Raw genomic sequence first — 15,803 nt, forward strand, 5'->3', positions numbered from 1 at the left:
GCTGACGAACCGCCCCCGGCATGTGATGCCGGGGGCGGTTCGTTTTCGGTCCCGTCCCGGGCTCACAATTCATACCGACTGAGCGGATTTTGCCTGTTTAAGGGCAGGGCGGACATCTTTTTCCGGGTAGGTCTAAACAAAAAGTTCGGTTACCCGTAAACTTACTTCGTGAGTACCTTGGCTGAGCACCGCACCACGTTTCAACGAGCCAGATCGGCCACGGTGCTGCTCGGCCCCGCCTTCGTCGCGGCCATCGCCTACGTCGACCCCGGCAATGTCGCCTCGAATATCAGCGCGGGCGCGCAGTACGGGTACCTGCTGGTCTGGGTCATCGTCATGGCCAATGTCATGGCCGGACTCGTCCAATTCCTCTCCGCCAAACTCGGCCTCGTCACCGGCATGTCGCTGCCGGAAGCCGTGCGGGACAAGGCCTCCCGGCCCATGCGCCTGGCCTACTGGGGGCAGGCCGAAACCGTCGCCATGGCAACCGATCTCGCCGAGGTGGTCGGCGGCGCGATCGCACTGAACCTGCTGTTCGGGCTGCCGCTGCTACTGGGCGGCGTCATCACCGGCGTGGTGTCGATGTTCCTGCTGCTGATCCAGAACCATCGCGGGCAGAAGCCCTTCGAGCGGGTCATCCTCGGTCTGCTGGGCGTGATCTCCATCGGATTCCTTGCCTCCCTGTTCATCTCACCGCCCTCGGTCTCCGGCACCATAGGCGGCCTGGTCCCGCGCTTCGACGGCACCGAGAGCGTGCTGCTGGCTGCCGCCATGATCGGCGCGACCGTCATGCCGCACGCCGTGTACCTGCATTCCGGGCTCTCCCGCGACCGGCACGGTCAGCCCGAGGCCGGACCCGTCCGCGCCCGGCTACTGAAGATCACCCGCTACGACGTCGGCTTGGCCATGCTCCTCGCGGGCACCGTCAATATGGCCATGCTGCTCATGGCCGCCCACACCCTGCGCGGGCGCGACGATGTCGACTCCATCGAAACCGCCCATGCCGCGGTGCAGGACACCCTCGGCCCGATCGCGGGCCTGCTCCTCGCGGTCGGCCTGCTGGCCTCCGGCCTGGCCTCCACCTCGGTCGGCGCGTACGCCGGAGCCATGATCATGCAGGGCCTCCTGCACCGTCACATCCCGCTGGTGCTGCGCCGCCTCATCACGCTCATCCCCGCGCTGGCCGTGCTCGCCCTCGGCGTGGATCCCACTCGCGCACTGATCATCTCGCAGGTGGTGCTGTCCTTCGGCATCCCGTTCGCGCTGATCCCGCTGGTCCGGTTCACCAGTAATCGTCGGCTCATGGGTGACGACGTCAACCCGCGCAGCACCACCGCCATGGCCTGGCTGGTGGTCGCCATCATCACGGCCCTGAATATCGCCCTGATCTACCTGACCGTCAGCGGCAAATAACCGAAAAGGGGTGCCGCCTTGGGCTATTCGGCGAAGGCGGCCTTGCGCTTCTGGAGCATGGCGGTCGCGCCCTCGACGAAGTCGGGGGACTGGAGCAGCTCCACCTGACCGGTCGCCTCGGCGGCCAGGGCGGCGTCGAGGGAGGTCAGGGCGGCTGCGTTGAGAGCCCGCTTGGTCAGTTCGAGGGCACGGCGCGGGCCGTGGGCGAGCTTGGCGGCGGCGGCCTCGACCTTGGCATCGAGATCCGCATCGGAGTAGACGCCGGTGATCAGGCCGTGCTCGAGGGCCTTGGCGACCGGCAGCCGCTCGCCCAGCAGTGCCATCTCGGCGGCCAGGGGGCGTCCCGCCGCCGCGGCGACCATGGCCGCCGCGCCGCCATCGGGCATCAGGCCGATATTGATGAAGGCCAGCAGGAGGTAGGCGTCCTCGGAGGCGTAGGTGAGATCGGACGCGAGGGCGAAGGCGACGCCGACACCGGCGGCCGCGCCCTTCAGGCGGGCGATGACCGGGATCGGGGCGTCCACGATGGCCTTGATCATGTCGTTCGCCGCGACCATGGTCATCTCGGGGGTGATGCCGCGGGCGGCCTCGCCCGGGCCGGCGGACAGGTCCGCGCCGGTGCAGAAGTCGCCGCCCTCGCCGGTCAGCACGATCACCCGGACCGCGGGATTCGCCGATGCGGCGCGCACAGTGTCGCCGAGCCCGACCATGGTGTCGTAGTCGATGGCGTTCTTGCGTTTCGGGTTGGTGATGGTGACACGCAGCACCCGGCCGTCCAATACGGCGGTGTAGCCCGGGGTGGTCGCGGTGTTCTTCATTGATGCTCCCGATCCGCGTGCGGGCAGTCAGTCCGCGCGATATGTTCAGCTTTGCGAATTGTGGTTAACTTAGGTGGGCTCGTCCGGCACTGTCAATGGCCGGTGTCGTTGAGAAGGAGAATGTGAATGGTCGCCGATCGCAGCGAGGCAGGACTCGCTTCCGCGCGACCGAAAACCGAATCTCCGCGATCCGACGGCACTCTGTCATCGACAACGGCCGGGCCGCGTCGCCGCCCCAAGAATCGCAAGGCGCAAATCGTGCGCGTCGCTGCTCGCGCCTTCGCCGAGCGCGGCTACCACCCGGTCGGCGTGGACGAGATCGCGGCCGAGGTCGGCATCTCCGGGCCCGCGCTGTACCGGCACTTCACCAATAAATACGCACTCCTCGTGGCCGCCGCCGAAATGGGTGCCCAGCAGTTGCTGGACGCCGCCCAGAACGCCGACAACCCGAGACTCGAACCCGAACCGCGACTCACCGCACTGATTCGCGGCGTCACCGAATACACCAATGACGTACGCCGCGAAGGCGGACTGTACCGCTGGGAACGCCGCTACCTGGAGCGCGAGGACCGCGCCCGGATCCGCGTCATCTACACCGCGCTGCACGACACCCTCGCCGTGCCCATCGCCGAGCTGTACCCCGAGGCCGAACCCGCCGATATCCAGCTGCGTGCTGCCGCGGTGCTGAGCGCCATCGGCAGTATCACCGCGCACCGCACGGCACTGTCCACCACGCGCCTGGTGAAGCTCATGGAGGACATCTGCTGGGACATCCTGCGCGCCGACCTGCCACCCGCACTGCCGCCGCCCACCGGCGAGCCGATCGCGCGCGGGCTGCCGGTCATCTCCAAACGCGAGCAATTGCTGACCGAGGCCATTCGGATCTTCGGCCGCCAGGGCTATTACGAGGCAAGCATCGAGGAGATCGGCGCGGCCGCCGGAATCAATGCCTCGAGCGTCTACCGGTATTTCACCAGTAAGTCCGATCTGCTGGCCGCCGCCTTCCATCGCACCGGCGAACGCGTGGCCATCGCCAATGCCGAGGCGCTGTCCGAGGCGACCAGCCGCTCCGACGCCGCCGTCCGCATCGCGGACCGCTTCGCCCGCATGACCTTCGCCATGCCGGAGATCCTGCCCGTCTACTTCTCCGAATTCTCGAATCTGCCCGCCTCCGAACAGCATCGGCTCCGCTCCATCCAGCGGCAGAACGTCCTGGAATGGGCCAACCTCCTGGAAGGCGACCCGGTCGAAGCTCGCTTCCGCGTGCACGCCGCCATCTCCCTGGTCGCCGACGTGGGCCGCCGCCTCCGCTTCGACTCCCGCGCGGGAACCATGGCCCGGGTCAGCGCCCTGATGAGCGCGGTCCTGCTGGGCCCGGCCTCGAATCCTGAGTAACTACGCGCATCGATTGTCGCGCTCCGTAATTCCGGCGTGCCTTGGCTGGAATCTGACTCATGCTCTGGGGTCCTGCCATGAGCGAGCCGGGATGGCAGGGGCCTTCCCGGCACCGTCTGGTGTGACGGCTCAGACTCGGTGCCGCATGCGGAAGACGGCCCGCGCCAGGCGAAGTCGGCGGGGGCTGCTGTCGAAGGTGCCGAGTACCGGTTCGCGGTGACGCTGCTCGGAAATGGTGAGCGGGCGGGCGAATTCGCGCAGAGTCCGCTCGTCGCGAATGCGCCCGGGACCATTGACGCCGTAGACCGGGGTGGCGTTCACCGTCACCAGATCCGTGCGCAGGCGTTCCGCGAATTCGGGGACGCTGCGCACATCGCGGGTGAAAACCGCTACCGGCAAGGGGCGTTCGGCGGCATTGACGCGTTCGATGGCCTCATCCATATTCGCCACGCGGTTCACCACCAGGACCGGGCCGACCGCGTCCCCGGTGATCGCGAGGCTCACCTCCGGTACCTCGGTGAGCACGATCGGCTCGATGTACGGCTCGCGAATGGACTCCAGGCTGCCGAATACCGTGCGGCCGCCGCGCGTGATGGCGTCCCGGACCTGTCGGCGCACCTCGGTCAGCTGGCCCTCGATGACCATGGGGCCGTACGACGCTCGGCGATCCGCGCCCGGGCGCAGGCGGCGGGCCTGATCGGCCACCAACTCCAGGAACGGGTCGTAGACCGACTCCGCCACATAGACGCAGTGCACTCCGGCGGGCTGCTGGCCCGCATTGGCCATGGCCCCGTAAACGGCTGCCGCGGCGGCGGTGTCGAGCCGGGCATCGACCTGGACGATCATGCTTCCGCGCCCGCCCTGCTCCAGCACCAGGGGAGTGGCGGTTTGCGCGCACAGGGCGGTGATCTCCCGCGCTCCGGCGGGGGAACCGGCATAGGCGATCTTGTCCAAGCGGGACCGGCAGAGCGCCGCAGCGGTCGAGCTGTCACCGGTAACCGCCTGGAGGACAGGCTGATTGGGGGCCAGGCGGCTCCAGGTGTCGGCCAGCCAGGTGCCCACGCCCGGGGTCAGCTCACTGGGCTTGAAGACCACGGCATTCCCGGCCGCCATGGCCGCGGCGATCGAATTCATCGGGGTGAGCACGGGATTGTGCCACGGCCCGAGCACGCCGACCACGCCCAGCGGCCGGTATCCGACCGAGCTGGATCGGTCGCGGTGGAACCAGCGGGCCGCGCGGGTGGAGCGGCCCAGCACGCTGTCGGCTTGGCGCGCAACCCAATCCAGATGCTCCACCGCCAGGGTCACCTCGATGGCGGCGTCCATGCGCGGTTTGCCGGTCTCGGTGCTGACAAGGTCCACCAGTTCCCGGGTGCCGCGCGCGATGACGCGCTTCCAATCCAGCAGCCAGCGTTTGCGACCGTCGAAATCCATTGCCGCCCACCACTGTTCGGCGGTGCGCGCGGATCGGACGGCGCGGGTCAGCTCACCGGAGCCCATGACGGCGTAATCGCCGACGACCTCTCCGGTGCGCGGATCGTAGGAGGTCAGAACCTTCGGTCGTCCCGCCCCGGTGCGCGCTGCCGGCTGCGGTTGCCCGGATTCGGCTCGTGGCTGCGCGGACTCGGCCATGAATTACCCTCTCGCGGCCTCGAAATCTCTCCCCTCCACGCCAGACTAGGGTTCGAGGCGCAGATGCGACAAGGTAGCGAAATCACCGCATACCGGCCGGTCCGTGCCCGGATCTGCGGCTATTCGGGTACCTCACAGTTTGTGACCAAGGACACAGCACCCGAATGGTCGCATGACCGAAGGAAAGACCCCGAATCTGCCGCGCCGGTAACATCACGCGCGGCGGAGTGGATCATCCCGGGAGGGATGTGGGGACCCGCCGCAACGGGGCGACCTGATTTGCCCGCCCAGCCGATAGTGGAGAGTTGATGCCGAGCTTGGACAATCCGGATTCGCACACGCCAGACACGCCCCCGGGCGGTGCGGACCAGCCCGCGACACGCAGTGTCGAGGAGGCTGCGAGCAGCAACGCCGAGAAGCCCGCGAGCAGTAGTGCCGCCGCGCCCGCGACAAGCGGCGAACCCGCGGTCTACGTCGAGGACGTTCGCAAGTCCTTCGGTGATGTGCACGCCCTGCAGGGCATCAGCTTCACCGCGGACCGCGGCCGCGTGCTCGGCATCCTCGGCCCCAATGGTGCGGGCAAGACCACCTGCGTGAAGATCCTCTCCACCCTGCTGCGCCCCGACTCCGGCATCGCCCGGGTCGCCGGCCACGATGTGCGCACCGACGCAGCCGGGGTGCGCCGCTCCATCATGATGACCGGACAGTATGCGGCCCTGGACGAAAACCTCTCCGGCCGTGAGAACCTCGAACTGTTCGGCCGTCTCATGGGCCTGGGCCGCAAGGACGCCCGCAAGCGCGCCGACACCCTGCTCGAGGAATTCGACCTGACCAGCGCCGGCCGTCGCGCCGTCCGGCACTACTCCGGTGGCATGCGCCGCCGCGTCGATATCGCTTGCGGACTCGTCATCCGCCCCGAGGTGGTGTTCCTCGACGAACCCACCACCGGCCTCGACCCGCGCAGTCGCCAGGGCGTGTGGGATCTCGTCACCGCGCTCAAGAACCAGGGCATCACCGTCCTGCTGACCACGCAGTACCTCGAAGAGGCCGATGTGCTCAGCGACAACATCATCGTCATCGACAAGGGCACCGTCATCGCCGAAGGCACCGCCGACGCGTTGAAGGAGAAGACCGGCGGCAGCTACTGCGAGATCGTGCCGCTCGACCCGAAGGATCTGAGCAAGGCCGCCGACGCGCTCGGCGATCTGGTGCCCGCCGCGGTGCGCGCCGAGATCAATGGTGGTGACCGGCTGTCGATTCCGGCTCCGGAAGGTGCCGCCACCCTCGCCGAGGCCCTGCGGCGGCTCGACGGCGCGGGCATCGAACTCGCCGATATCGGCCTGCGGCGGCCCTCGCTCGACGACGTCTTCCTCTCCCTCACCGGACATTCCGGGGGCAAGCCGTGACCGCGCCCGCCACGACCCGGGCCGACGATCTGTTCGCCGGACTACCGGTCGCCAAACCCAATAGCTTCGCGCAGTGGCGTGCGCTGACCGGGCGCATCGTCTGGGTCATGGCCACCAAGGGCGAGCTCATCATTGCGGTGATCACGCCGCTGGTGTTCACGCTCGGCTTCTACCTGCCACTGAAATACGTCATGCAGTTCCGCGGCATCGACTACGCGCAGTTCGTCATGCCGATCATCGTGTTGCAGACCATGTCCTTCACCATGATGTCGAATGCGCAGCTGGCCGCGTTCGAGGCCATGACCGGACTCAATATGCGCATGCAGACCATGCCCATCGGCAAGATGGTCCCGCTGCTGTCGAGAATCAGTGCGGGTCTGGTGCGTTCGATCACCGCGCTCGTCGCCGCCATCGGGTGGGGGCATCTCATCGGCTTCCGATTCGTGGCCGGATGGGGTCAGGCGGCGCTGTTCTGCGGGTTCTCGCTCGCGGTCGGCACGGTGCTGGCCGTCGGCGCGGACTGGATGGGATCGCTGACCAAGAGTCCGGAATCACTGAGCCAGGCGCTCACCCTGCCCACCCTGATCCTCGGCATGCTGTCCTGCGGTTTCGTACCGGAATCCGGCTTCCCCCTGTGGATTCGGCCGTTCGTGCGTAATCAGCCCATCTCGCAGTTCTCTTTCGCACTGCGTGACATGGCGGCACACGGCGTGACATGGCAGGTCTTCTGGGTGCCGTTGGCGTGGCTGGTCGGTCTGGCGGTCGTCTTCACGCCGCTGGCGGTCGCGGCGAGTGTGAGGCGGTCATGAGTTCTGTCATCGAGGCCGATTCGGATGTCGTCGACACCGATTCGTGGGCCGGGCATCAGCCGCTGCCCGTGGTGAAGCCGCGCTCGGAGCGTGCGCTGTCGGTGTGGGCGCAGCAGAGCCTGATCCAATGCAAGCGACTGCTGCTGGGCTGGGCGCGCGACCCCGCCACCACCATCCAGACGCTGATCTATCCGGCGGCGACACTCCTGATGTTCCGTGTGGTGCTGGGTGATTCGATCACCGCCGCCACCGGTGCGCCCTCCATCTACGGCACCGTGCCCATGGTGACCCTGGTGGCCGCCATGACCGGCTCCGTGGTCAGCGCGCTCGGTTTCAAGACCGAGAAGATGACCGGACTGCTCGGCCGATTCCACACCATGCCGGTGCACCGGGCCGCCGGGCTCACCGGGCGGCTGCTGGCCGAGGCGATCCGCGTGCTGATCACCTCGCTGTTCGTGGTCGCCGTCGGCATCTGCCTGGGCTTCCGATTCTGGTTCGGCCCAGCCGGTTCGATCGCCATGCTCGGGATTCCGATCCTGTTCGGCGTCGGCTTCGCGGTGCTGGTGACGGCCATGGCGACGTTCTCCGACGGCATCATGCTGGTGCAGGTGATCGGCATCATCACCAATCTGCTCATGTTCTTCAATTCCGGATTCGTGCCGGTGTTCGCGTATCCGCGCTGGTTGCAGACGACGGTCGAGAACCAGCCCATGAGTACGGCCATCGACGCCATGCGCGGGCTCGCCTATGACGGGCCGATCGTGACGCCGCTGCTCAAGACGCTCGCATGGACGATCGGCATGATCGTGGTGTTCGCGTATCCCGCCATTCGGGGTTATCGCCGGGCGGCCGAGACGGGGGCCTGATCCCGGATCGTTTCGCGGCGGCGGCGCTCGGTTCTCCGAGTGCCGCCGCTGTCGTTTGCGGTGGTCACGTTCTGTCGTTAGCGGTGGTCACCGCTGTGTCGTTTTCGGTGGTCACCACTGTGTCGTTTTTGGTGGTCACCACTGTGTCGTTTTCGGTGGTCACCGAAAGTGCACCGGACGTGGGAGGTTTGGGGCATTTGGGTGCCGCAGGAAAAGTGTGTCCCGCATCACGTTAAGGTGGCCTCATGGCTTACCTGGTTACCGGGGCAACTGGGTTCATCGGTAGGTTTCTGGTTCCCGAACTCCTGAAACGCGGCGTCGACGTGCACGTGCTGGTGCGACCCGGCGAGGATTCCGTGCTGCGCTACAACCGCTGCACCCGCGCCTGGGATGCGGGCAGCCGGGTCCGCCCGGTGCGCGGCGACCTGAGCGCGCCCGGACTCGGCATCGACGCGAGCTGGATTGCCGCGCACAAGGGTTCGATCGAACACGTCTTCCACCTGGCCGCCGGCTACGACTCGGTCGCGCCCGGCGGCGGCACCCAGCGCGTGGCCGAACTGGCCGGGGAGCTGGAAGCGGGCCAACTGCATCATGTTTCGACCGTGCAGGTGGCGGGCACGATGGAGGGCCTGTTCACCGAGGACATGGTCGACGTCGGCCAGTTGCTGCCGACCCCCTACCAGCGCGCCATGCTGCAGGCCGAGCAGGCGGTCCGTGAACACTCTCCGGTGCCGTGGCGCATCTATCGGCCGTCCATTGTCATCGGCCACTCCCGCACCGGCGAGATCGACCGCGTCGACGGCCCCTACTACTTCTTCCGCCTACTCCGCATGGCCGCCCAACTCCCGCGCATCCTGCCGGTGGTCGCGCCCAAGCTCGGCGAAACCAATATGGTCCCCGTCGATTTCGTGGCCCGCGCCCTCGACCACCTCGCACACCGCCCCGGCGGCGAATCCACCACCTATCACCTGGTCGACCCGCGCCGCCAGAGCGTCGCCGACGTCTTCAACCTCTTCGCCGACGAAGCGGGAGCCCCCCACCTGGTCGAGGTCATGCCCAAACAAACCCTCGACATGTCCCTGCGAGTCCCCGGCATGGGCTGGGCCCTGCGTCAGGTCGGCCTCCCCAGGGATGTCATCGAACACAGCGAATTCACCTGCCGCTTCGACTCCCGCCACACCGCCGCGGGTCTCGCGGGCACCGACATCAAGGTGCCGCCCCTAGCGGGCTACGCCCCCATCATCTGGAAGTACTGGATCGAGAACTGGGTCTAGAAATCGCCGAGGGAGCTCTCATGGCGGCGAATGTCCGATTCCGGTGACACAGTCGCTCCCTCACCGCGGGTGTCCGCGCCGGGACGGCCGTAATCCCAGTCCACCCAGCGATTTCGGTTGGTCCAGCCGACCAGGTCGTAGCGCCAGTGGAACGGGTACGTGGTGGCAACCGTCATGAACAGCGCCGCCCCGAGTGCGGTGTAGTCGTCGTGCGAGGACAACAGCGCTCGCTGCTGCCGAGGCGGCCGGGTGAAGAACGCCTCGAACATGGCGATCGACTGCGCGGTGGTGAGCCGCCCCAGCCCGTACACCCCGCGCATGCGCATCCAGTAGACGAGCCGCGCCTCCCGAGACCACATGGCCTCGATCGGATCCTCCCCGCCCTGTAGCGCGGCAACCGCCTTGTCCACCTGCGACAGCGAATCTGCCACGCAATACCCGGTGATCGGATGCATCATCCCGCCCCGCGACCCGAACGGAATCACCTGCCCGCGACCGGCTTTCGGCGGCGCATCATCCAGCGGATAGTGCGCGGCCTCGGTGGGCTCATCGCCCTTCAATCGAATCCCATGCGCCGCAAGCCGATTCAACGTCCGCCGCCGCAACTCGTGCTGCGGCATCCCCCCGCGCAGCCCCAGACTGGTCTCCTCGAAGATGACAGTCCCATCCCCCAGCGGCACCGCATAAAGGAACGAAGGCGGCTCATCGGCCCCCGCCCCATTCTCGGCCCGCCAATCCAGCATCAGCCCTTCCCCCTCGGCGACCATGGGCGCGGCAATATCCTCATCCACGAAAATCCCATGCGCACTGGCAGTCCGCCGCTTCCCGGGCGACCCCTGCCCCCGCGTATCGAACACGGCCGCCGCCCGGACCTCGGTCCCGTCCGCCAACTCCACCCGATGCGGCTGGACGATACGGGCCCGGCCCGCCACGACGGTCGCGTCATCCAACGGCATGGCATCCCGCAACCCCTGCTTGGACAACACGCAATAGGGCCGCTCGATCCGCAATTCCCGCGAGGTCCACACCGCGGGCCGCTCGATCCGGCTCGCAATAGCACTGCGCGGCACCCACTCCGGCAGTTCATCGATCCAGCAGGAGTAGGTAGGCCCCCAAAGCCGCTCCGGCCGCGGATCCACCGCAACCACTGTCAACCCCGCGGCTATAGCCCGATGCGACAACGCCCGCCCGGTAGGCCCCAGCCCCACCACGCAAACATCAGCAGCCCCGCCAACCCGCCCACTCATACCCGCATTCAAACAGCCCACCGAAGCATTCGGCCATACCGAGTCCCGGTCGAGTGTCATGTCTGGACTCCGGGAAATATCCCGTGAACGAGACCGTGGAAATCGACCGAATACGGCTCTATCTGCGACGACGACGTTCCACCGGCTCATCGAGGGCTTCGTCCAACCAGGCATATTTGATAGCGTGCAACTCATTGGCAACCATTTGGTTCGGGGTGTGGGATGAGAAACGACAGCGATCCGCTACAGCAGAAATCCGAGCAGCTGACCGAAGCGCTGAGCACCGCCCGCTCGCGGTCTCACTCCGCGGACGGTCTGCTCGCCGTCGAGGCATGCGCCGATGGCGAGATCGCGATCCACCTCCACGACCAGGCGCTGCGGCTGGGCGGCGACGAGCTGAGCCGCCGCCTGACCGCCCTCGCCGCACAGGCCCTGGCGCAGGCGCGGGAACAGGTGCAATCCGCCCTGGCCGAGTTCCGTTCGGACCCCCGCATCGACGCCGCCGTCTGGAACTCCCGCGAGGCACTCGACCGCCCGCAGCCCGCACAACCGCAGTCTGCTCCGGCATTCCGCACCAAGGCTGAGGAAGAGCTCGCTCGCAGACTCGAATTCGAGGATGCCGTCCGCGAGAACCAGGCCTTCCTCCGTCGCAGCCTCGGCCGGTGACCGGATGAGCAGCACATTCGCCGAATCCCTGAGCATCGACCAGAACGATGCCCTCTCGCTCGCCAACGCCATGCGCGCGCACGGCCAAGCACTCGACACCATCGCACCCGGCGGCAACCCGATCGGTCACGCCGCCGCGGCAGTGAGCGGCGGCTTCGCCGGATTCCGCCTGGGTACCGTATGCGCCGCGCGCTCCAAGGACACCGCTGACGCCGCGGGCATTCTCGGCAAGGCATTGGCGAAGATCGGCAACACCACGGTTCTGTGCGTGGACGCCTTCCACCACACCGACTTCGCCGTGCGCATGAACATCGTGAACGCGACCACCCACCTGCCGAACTCATGACGGCCGCACCCGTCACCAAATCGCAGGCCTATGCGATCGTCCCCGAATCGCTGACCCCGCAGATCACCGAGTGGACCACTGTCCGCGACACCGTCCAACTGCACCTGGACCAAGGCTCCCGCGACTACGCGGCCTCCACCGCCTACTGGGTCGGCGCCGCCGGTGACCGCGCCCGCACCGGCGCCGCCGACACCGCAACCGCGGGACGCACCGTCATCGATGCCCTGACCAGCGCGGTCACGGCCGCCACCGACGGGCAGACGAAGATCGCCACCGCCAAACGCGTCACCGTCGCCGCCATCGACCTCACCGAGAAGAACAAATTCAAGGTCGCCGAGGACGGCACCGTCACCGCCCCCGACGCCAAACTCTCCCTCCCGAGCGATGCGAGCGCCGCCGACATCACCACCGCGCAAGCTGCCCTGGACCACACCGCCAAAACCCTCTACGAGCCACCCATCAAAAAGGCCCTCGCCGGCCTCGGCCAAATCCTCGAAGACACCGCCACCGCGATCGACAACGCCTTCACCGCCATGAGCGCCATCAAATCCCTACCCTCCACCCTCCCGGTGAAACTCGGCGAACACAGCCAACAAGTCCAGGACATCCTCGACGGCAAAGCGAGAATCCCGGACGATCCCAAGGCCTTCCGTGACTTCTGGGTCCCTCTCAGCGACGAGGACAAGAACGCCCTCTGGCAGCACGACCAATACCTGGGCAACCACGAGGGCATGCCATCCGGCGACCGCAGCAAGTACAACGACCTCAAACTCGACGACGAAATGACCCGGGCCACGTCCGCTCGCAACGAGGTGGAGCAGCTGCGTTCGCAGCACCCCGACTGGACCAAATACCGGGGCACGAGCAAGGAAGCTGACGACTGGCTTTCGACCCGACCCGGCTACAACGAATGGAAAGCGAAGCTCGATTCCGCCGAGAGTCGAGCCAAGCCGTACGACGATCTGCGCAAGATCTACGACATCATGCACGACAAAAACCACCCCAACCGGATTCTGCTGCAGTTGGACAGCCAGACCGGGGAACGAGTACACACGATCATCGCCGACGGCAATCCCGACGCCGCAACCAATGTCACGACGTATGTCCCCGGAACCGGCTCCCAGCCATCGAAGATGGGCGACGACATGGCCCGGGTGGATTCCATGAGTCAGCAGGCGAGGTGGTCGGGCGCGAAGAACCCGGTGACCATCGCGTGGTTCGGGTACGACGCACCACCGGAACTCACCGATGCGACCGATCGCAAGTACGCCGACACCGGTGCACCAGCACTGGACAGGTTTCAAGAGGGGCTGCGTGTCACCCACGACGGGCCGCCTTCGCGGAATACGGTGCTGGGGCACAGCTATGGGACGACCGTGGTCGGCGACGCCGCCTCACATGGTCGGACCTTGGATGCGGATGCGGTCGTGTTCGTCGCGAGCCCCGGCACCACGGTCGACCACGCAACCGACCTGAAGCTGACCGGAGTCCCAGATGGACAGCAGTACCTGCACGTCTTCGCTACCAAGGCGGAGAACGACCCGGTGCCCCTGTACCCGCTCGTTTCGGGTCTGGGCGGCACGGATGATTTCGGGCGTGATCCGACAGGCTCGAAGTTCGGCGCTCAGGTGTTCACGTCCGATCCCGGTACCTCCAGCAAGGTGGTTCCGCTGGCGGCGGCATTGGCTCCGATTCCGTTGCCGCTCAAGGGATTTCTGGCAACAACGTCTTACAGCACGCAAGCCCACAGCGAGTACTGGGAAGCCGATTCGAAATCCCTGATCAATATGGGCTACATCATCACCGGTGATCTTTCGGAGGTGCATTACCAATGATTGGTGCCCGATGGGCGGTCGTGCTCGCGGCCGTATTGGCAGTAACCGGATGTGCCTCGAAAGGATCGGATGTGGATTCGTCACTGACCGCGCAGCGTGCCCAGCACCGCGTGTACGAGCTGCTGGCCGAGACCTTGCGCGGCCTGCCCGCAGGGGTGGCTTTGTCGAAGACGCCGGACAGCCCGGACCTGGGAAAAGACACCAACCTGTATCCGCTCACGATGCCATGCCGAGATGGCAACACCGAGACTGACGGCCCGCATTACGTGCGCAGCGGCTACTGGCTGGTCGGTGTACCGGCGGGCGCGTCGCGGGACTACTTCGACCGGATCAAACGCCTCTGGCAGGACAGCGGATGGCGGGAAGTCGACTCCCGAGATCGGGTCGTCGTCGTGAAGACGAGTGACGATTACGGCCTGCAACTACAAGACGCAGGCAAAGGCGACGGCTCCCTGAGCCTGACCGGTAGCTCCCCCTGCTTCCCGCAATCGGCCATGCAGCCCCTCGATCCCGACCCGACCGAGATCCACGCGCAGTGAGCGGCGACGAGCCGGGTTGGCGGCCGATGCCGCCTTATCCCGGTGCGTTTTCGATTACGCCGGATGCCAATCGGAACTGGTGGTTGCCAGCGCTGTTCTCGACCATCGTGACGATTGTGCTGGGTGTCTGCGTCGCGCCTGCGGTACTGGTGACATTCATTTTCGCGGGCATGGATCCCGAGGGCTCCGCGGGCTTGGTGGCCGCTGCGGCGTTCACTGCATTGCTACTTGTCGTGGCCATTGCCGGACTCGTCACGCAGTGGGCGATCGGCGCTCGGGCAGCATGGGCGACGCGGATCGTCCTCGCCGTGCTGACACCGCTCCTGCCCGCGATTCCGGGAGCCACCCTGCTGGTTGCCTTCTATGGGTCCTGACCCTGGCAATCCTGTTGATTCGCAACAGAATTGCCAGGTTCGGGAGGTGTTACTTGGGGGTGATCCAGGTCGTGATGTCGGCGTGGACGACCTCGAGGCCGGACTTGTCGTAGATGGAGATGGGGACGATGAGTTCCTGGCCTTCGGTGATCTTGGTGAAGTCGGGGATCTCGGGGAGTTTGGCTACGGCGCGGAGGCTGGAGTTGGCCTTGGCCAGGTATTGGACGTTCATGGCCTTGGGGATCCAGCGGTGGGTGTCCGGGACGGTGGCCTCGGAGAGCATGCCCATGGCGACCTCGGCGAGGTTGCAGGCGGCGATGGCGTGGAAGGTGCTCAGGTGGTTGTGGATGCCGAACCACTTGGGGGCGGTTACTTCGCAGAGGCCGGGCTCGAGGCGCACGACGGTGGGGAGGACGGTGCCGAAGTAGGGCACGCGGGCCACCATGCCCAGGGAGAACAGGGTGTGGCCGAGGCGGTTGTCGGGGAGCTTCTTCCAGCCGCGGTAGGTGGCGGTCTCTTTCGTCATGCCGCGTATCTTACTCAGAAGTAAGTTATCCGGAAGTACCCCCGGGCCGTCGCTCGTGGCACGCGGTGTGGCCACGCCGAGCGATTCGTAAACGGTAGTTAGTCACTTCGCTGGCATACTCCGTCACTGTGCTGGACGGCTGGAGGGACAAGCTGAGGTTCATTGTCGTGGTGGTGTTCGGGGGACTGTGCTTTCTGATCCCGGCCTACTACGACAAGGTGGATACCTATCTCGCCGGTGAGCGGGTCACCGCGCAGGTTCTGCAGTGTGAATTGGCGGGGCGCAAGGCAGGGACGAATTACACCTGCCTTGGGTCTTGGGTTCGCAATGGGGTCGCGGATGTGGGCACGCTGCACGGTGTCTCCGATTCGGAGCCGCCGGGCACGACGGTCGCCGTGCGCGTGACCGATGACGCCGCCGTTCTCGACAGTCCGCGCTGGATGGTCTACTTCGCGATCGGCTGCTTGGCGCTGGTCACGGTGACAGGGCTCATAGTCCGGCTTTTCGTCAGGCTGATCCGGGCGACGCGGCCTCGATGACCGGGCTTCGGGACTCGGATTGTGGTGTGCCGGGCCGTCACTCGCGGCACCTGGTGTGACCAGGGCCATCGGGGTTCGCGGGTAAGTGGGGGGCGATTTGAAGTCCCCCCCTGGCTCG

16 protein-coding genes are annotated in these 15,803 nt (G+C 66.6%); 12 read left to right on the plus strand and 4 right to left on the minus strand.

Annotation, left to right across the window (positions count from 1 at the left end; translation table 11 throughout):
- Nucleotides 1-177 precede the first annotated feature (177 nt).
- Entirely contained in the window at nt 178-1,413 is a 1,236-nt protein-coding gene (locus AB0N05_RS21275) for an Nramp family divalent metal transporter (protein ID WP_364697893.1), read from the plus strand.
- Between the two features lie 23 nt (nt 1,414-1,436).
- Here the strand turns inward: AB0N05_RS21275 and AB0N05_RS21280 are convergent, their stop codons facing one another.
- Nucleotides 1,437-2,231, minus strand: a complete 795-nt coding sequence (locus AB0N05_RS21280; RefSeq protein ID WP_364696771.1) for an enoyl-CoA hydratase-related protein — start codon at nt 2,229-2,231, stop codon at nt 1,437-1,439.
- Between the two features lie 258 nt (nt 2,232-2,489).
- On the opposite strand from AB0N05_RS21280, the gene AB0N05_RS21285 reads away from it, so the two are divergent.
- On the plus strand, nt 2,490-3,626 hold the full coding sequence (locus tag AB0N05_RS21285) for a helix-turn-helix domain-containing protein (protein ID WP_364696774.1): 1,137 nt from the start codon (nt 2,490-2,492) through the stop codon (nt 3,624-3,626).
- Nucleotides 3,627-3,755: 129 nt separating this feature from the next.
- On the opposite strand, the gene AB0N05_RS21290 is transcribed toward AB0N05_RS21285, so the two are convergent.
- Nucleotides 3,756-5,258 (minus strand): aldehyde dehydrogenase family protein, encoded by a 1,503-nt coding sequence (locus AB0N05_RS21290; protein ID WP_364696777.1) that lies wholly within the window; start codon nt 5,256-5,258, stop codon nt 3,756-3,758.
- Between the two features lie 308 nt (nt 5,259-5,566).
- Between AB0N05_RS21290 and AB0N05_RS21295 the strand changes: the two genes are divergently transcribed.
- From AB0N05_RS21295 to AB0N05_RS21310, 4 genes are all read left to right on the plus strand, one after another.
- On the plus strand, nt 5,567-6,664 hold the full coding sequence (locus tag AB0N05_RS21295; protein ID WP_364696781.1) for an ATP-binding cassette domain-containing protein: 1,098 nt from the start codon (nt 5,567-5,569) through the stop codon (nt 6,662-6,664).
- Nucleotides 6,661-7,473 carry an ABC transporter permease gene (locus tag AB0N05_RS21300; protein ID WP_364696784.1) on the plus strand — a complete coding sequence of 271 codons (813 nt, stop codon included), beginning with the start codon at nt 6,661-6,663 and terminating at the stop codon, nt 7,471-7,473. The genes AB0N05_RS21295 and AB0N05_RS21300 overlap by 4 nt, the downstream gene beginning before the upstream one ends.
- On the plus strand, nt 7,470-8,339 hold the full coding sequence (locus AB0N05_RS21305) for an ABC transporter permease (RefSeq protein ID WP_364696787.1): 870 nt from the start codon (nt 7,470-7,472) through the stop codon (nt 8,337-8,339). The genes AB0N05_RS21300 and AB0N05_RS21305 overlap by 4 nt, the downstream gene beginning before the upstream one ends.
- Before the next feature lie 245 nt (nt 8,340-8,584).
- On the plus strand, nt 8,585-9,613 hold the full coding sequence (locus AB0N05_RS21310; RefSeq protein ID WP_364696790.1) for an SDR family oxidoreductase: 1,029 nt from the start codon (nt 8,585-8,587) through the stop codon (nt 9,611-9,613).
- Here the strand turns inward: AB0N05_RS21310 and AB0N05_RS21315 are convergent.
- A complete protein-coding gene (locus AB0N05_RS21315; RefSeq protein ID WP_364696793.1) occupies nt 9,610-10,860 on the minus strand; it encodes a lycopene cyclase family protein in 1,251 nt (416 codons plus the stop codon). The genes AB0N05_RS21310 and AB0N05_RS21315 overlap by 4 nt on opposite strands.
- A gap of 222 nt (nt 10,861-11,082) precedes the next feature.
- On the opposite strand from AB0N05_RS21315, the gene AB0N05_RS21320 reads away from it, so the two are divergent.
- The 5 genes from AB0N05_RS21320 to AB0N05_RS21340 all read left to right on the plus strand — a co-directional run bounded on the left by AB0N05_RS21320 (nt 11,083) and on the right by AB0N05_RS21340 (nt 14,620).
- Nucleotides 11,083-11,526 (plus strand): hypothetical protein, encoded by a 444-nt coding sequence (locus AB0N05_RS21320; protein WP_364696796.1) that lies wholly within the window; start codon nt 11,083-11,085, stop codon nt 11,524-11,526.
- A 4-nt stretch (nt 11,527-11,530) separates the two neighbouring features.
- Nucleotides 11,531-11,872 carry a hypothetical protein gene (locus AB0N05_RS21325; protein ID WP_364696799.1) on the plus strand — a complete coding sequence of 114 codons (342 nt, stop codon included), beginning with the start codon at nt 11,531-11,533 and terminating at the stop codon, nt 11,870-11,872.
- A complete protein-coding gene (locus tag AB0N05_RS21330; RefSeq protein ID WP_364696802.1) occupies nt 11,869-13,707 on the plus strand; it encodes an alpha/beta hydrolase in 1,839 nt (612 codons plus the stop codon). Before AB0N05_RS21325 ends, AB0N05_RS21330 begins: the two co-directional genes overlap by 4 nt.
- A gap of 71 nt (nt 13,708-13,778) precedes the next feature.
- Nucleotides 13,779-14,246, plus strand: coding sequence for a hypothetical protein (locus AB0N05_RS21335; protein WP_364696805.1), 468 nt, complete (start codon nt 13,779-13,781; stop codon nt 14,244-14,246).
- Entirely contained in the window at nt 14,243-14,620 is a 378-nt protein-coding gene (locus tag AB0N05_RS21340; RefSeq protein ID WP_364696808.1) for a hypothetical protein, read from the plus strand. The genes AB0N05_RS21335 and AB0N05_RS21340 overlap by 4 nt, the downstream gene beginning before the upstream one ends.
- 49 nt (nt 14,621-14,669) lie before the next feature.
- On the opposite strand, the gene AB0N05_RS21345 is transcribed toward AB0N05_RS21340, so the two are convergent.
- A complete protein-coding gene (locus AB0N05_RS21345; protein ID WP_364696811.1) occupies nt 14,670-15,146 on the minus strand; it encodes a hotdog fold domain-containing protein in 477 nt (158 codons plus the stop codon).
- A 128-nt stretch (nt 15,147-15,274) separates the two neighbouring features.
- Between AB0N05_RS21345 and AB0N05_RS21350 the strand changes: the two genes are divergently transcribed.
- Nucleotides 15,275-15,685, plus strand: a complete 411-nt coding sequence (locus tag AB0N05_RS21350) for a hypothetical protein (protein ID WP_364696814.1) — start codon at nt 15,275-15,277, stop codon at nt 15,683-15,685.
- Nucleotides 15,686-15,803: the final 118 nt, after the last annotated feature.

The organism is Nocardia sp. NPDC051030, assembly GCF_040683015.1.
Taxonomy (GTDB): domain Bacteria; phylum Actinomycetota; class Actinomycetes; order Mycobacteriales; family Mycobacteriaceae; genus Nocardia.

Excerpts from the sequence above, each read along its gene's own strand:
- AB0N05_RS21280 (WP_364696771.1), bottom strand. The coding sequence starts at position 2,231 with ATGAAGAACACCGCGACCACCCCGGGCTACACCGCCGTATTGGACGGC.
- AB0N05_RS21295 (WP_364696781.1), top strand. The coding sequence starts at position 5,567 with ATGCCGAGCTTGGACAATCCGGATTCGCACACGCCAGACACGCCCCCG.
- AB0N05_RS21290 (WP_364696777.1), bottom strand. The coding sequence starts at position 5,258 with ATGGCCGAGTCCGCGCAGCCACGAGCCGAATCCGGGCAACCGCAGCCG.
- AB0N05_RS21320 (WP_364696796.1), top strand. The coding sequence starts at position 11,083 with ATGAGAAACGACAGCGATCCGCTACAGCAGAAATCCGAGCAGCTGACC.
- AB0N05_RS21310 (WP_364696790.1), top strand. The coding sequence starts at position 8,585 with ATGGCTTACCTGGTTACCGGGGCAACTGGGTTCATCGGTAGGTTTCTG.
- AB0N05_RS21315 (WP_364696793.1), bottom strand. The coding sequence starts at position 10,860 with ATGAGTGGGCGGGTTGGCGGGGCTGCTGATGTTTGCGTGGTGGGGCTG.
- AB0N05_RS21330 (WP_364696802.1), top strand. The coding sequence starts at position 11,869 with ATGACGGCCGCACCCGTCACCAAATCGCAGGCCTATGCGATCGTCCCC.
- AB0N05_RS21325 (WP_364696799.1), top strand. The coding sequence starts at position 11,531 with ATGAGCAGCACATTCGCCGAATCCCTGAGCATCGACCAGAACGATGCC.
- AB0N05_RS21345 (WP_364696811.1), bottom strand. The coding sequence starts at position 15,146 with ATGACGAAAGAGACCGCCACCTACCGCGGCTGGAAGAAGCTCCCCGAC.
- AB0N05_RS21305 (WP_364696787.1), top strand. The coding sequence starts at position 7,470 with ATGAGTTCTGTCATCGAGGCCGATTCGGATGTCGTCGACACCGATTCG.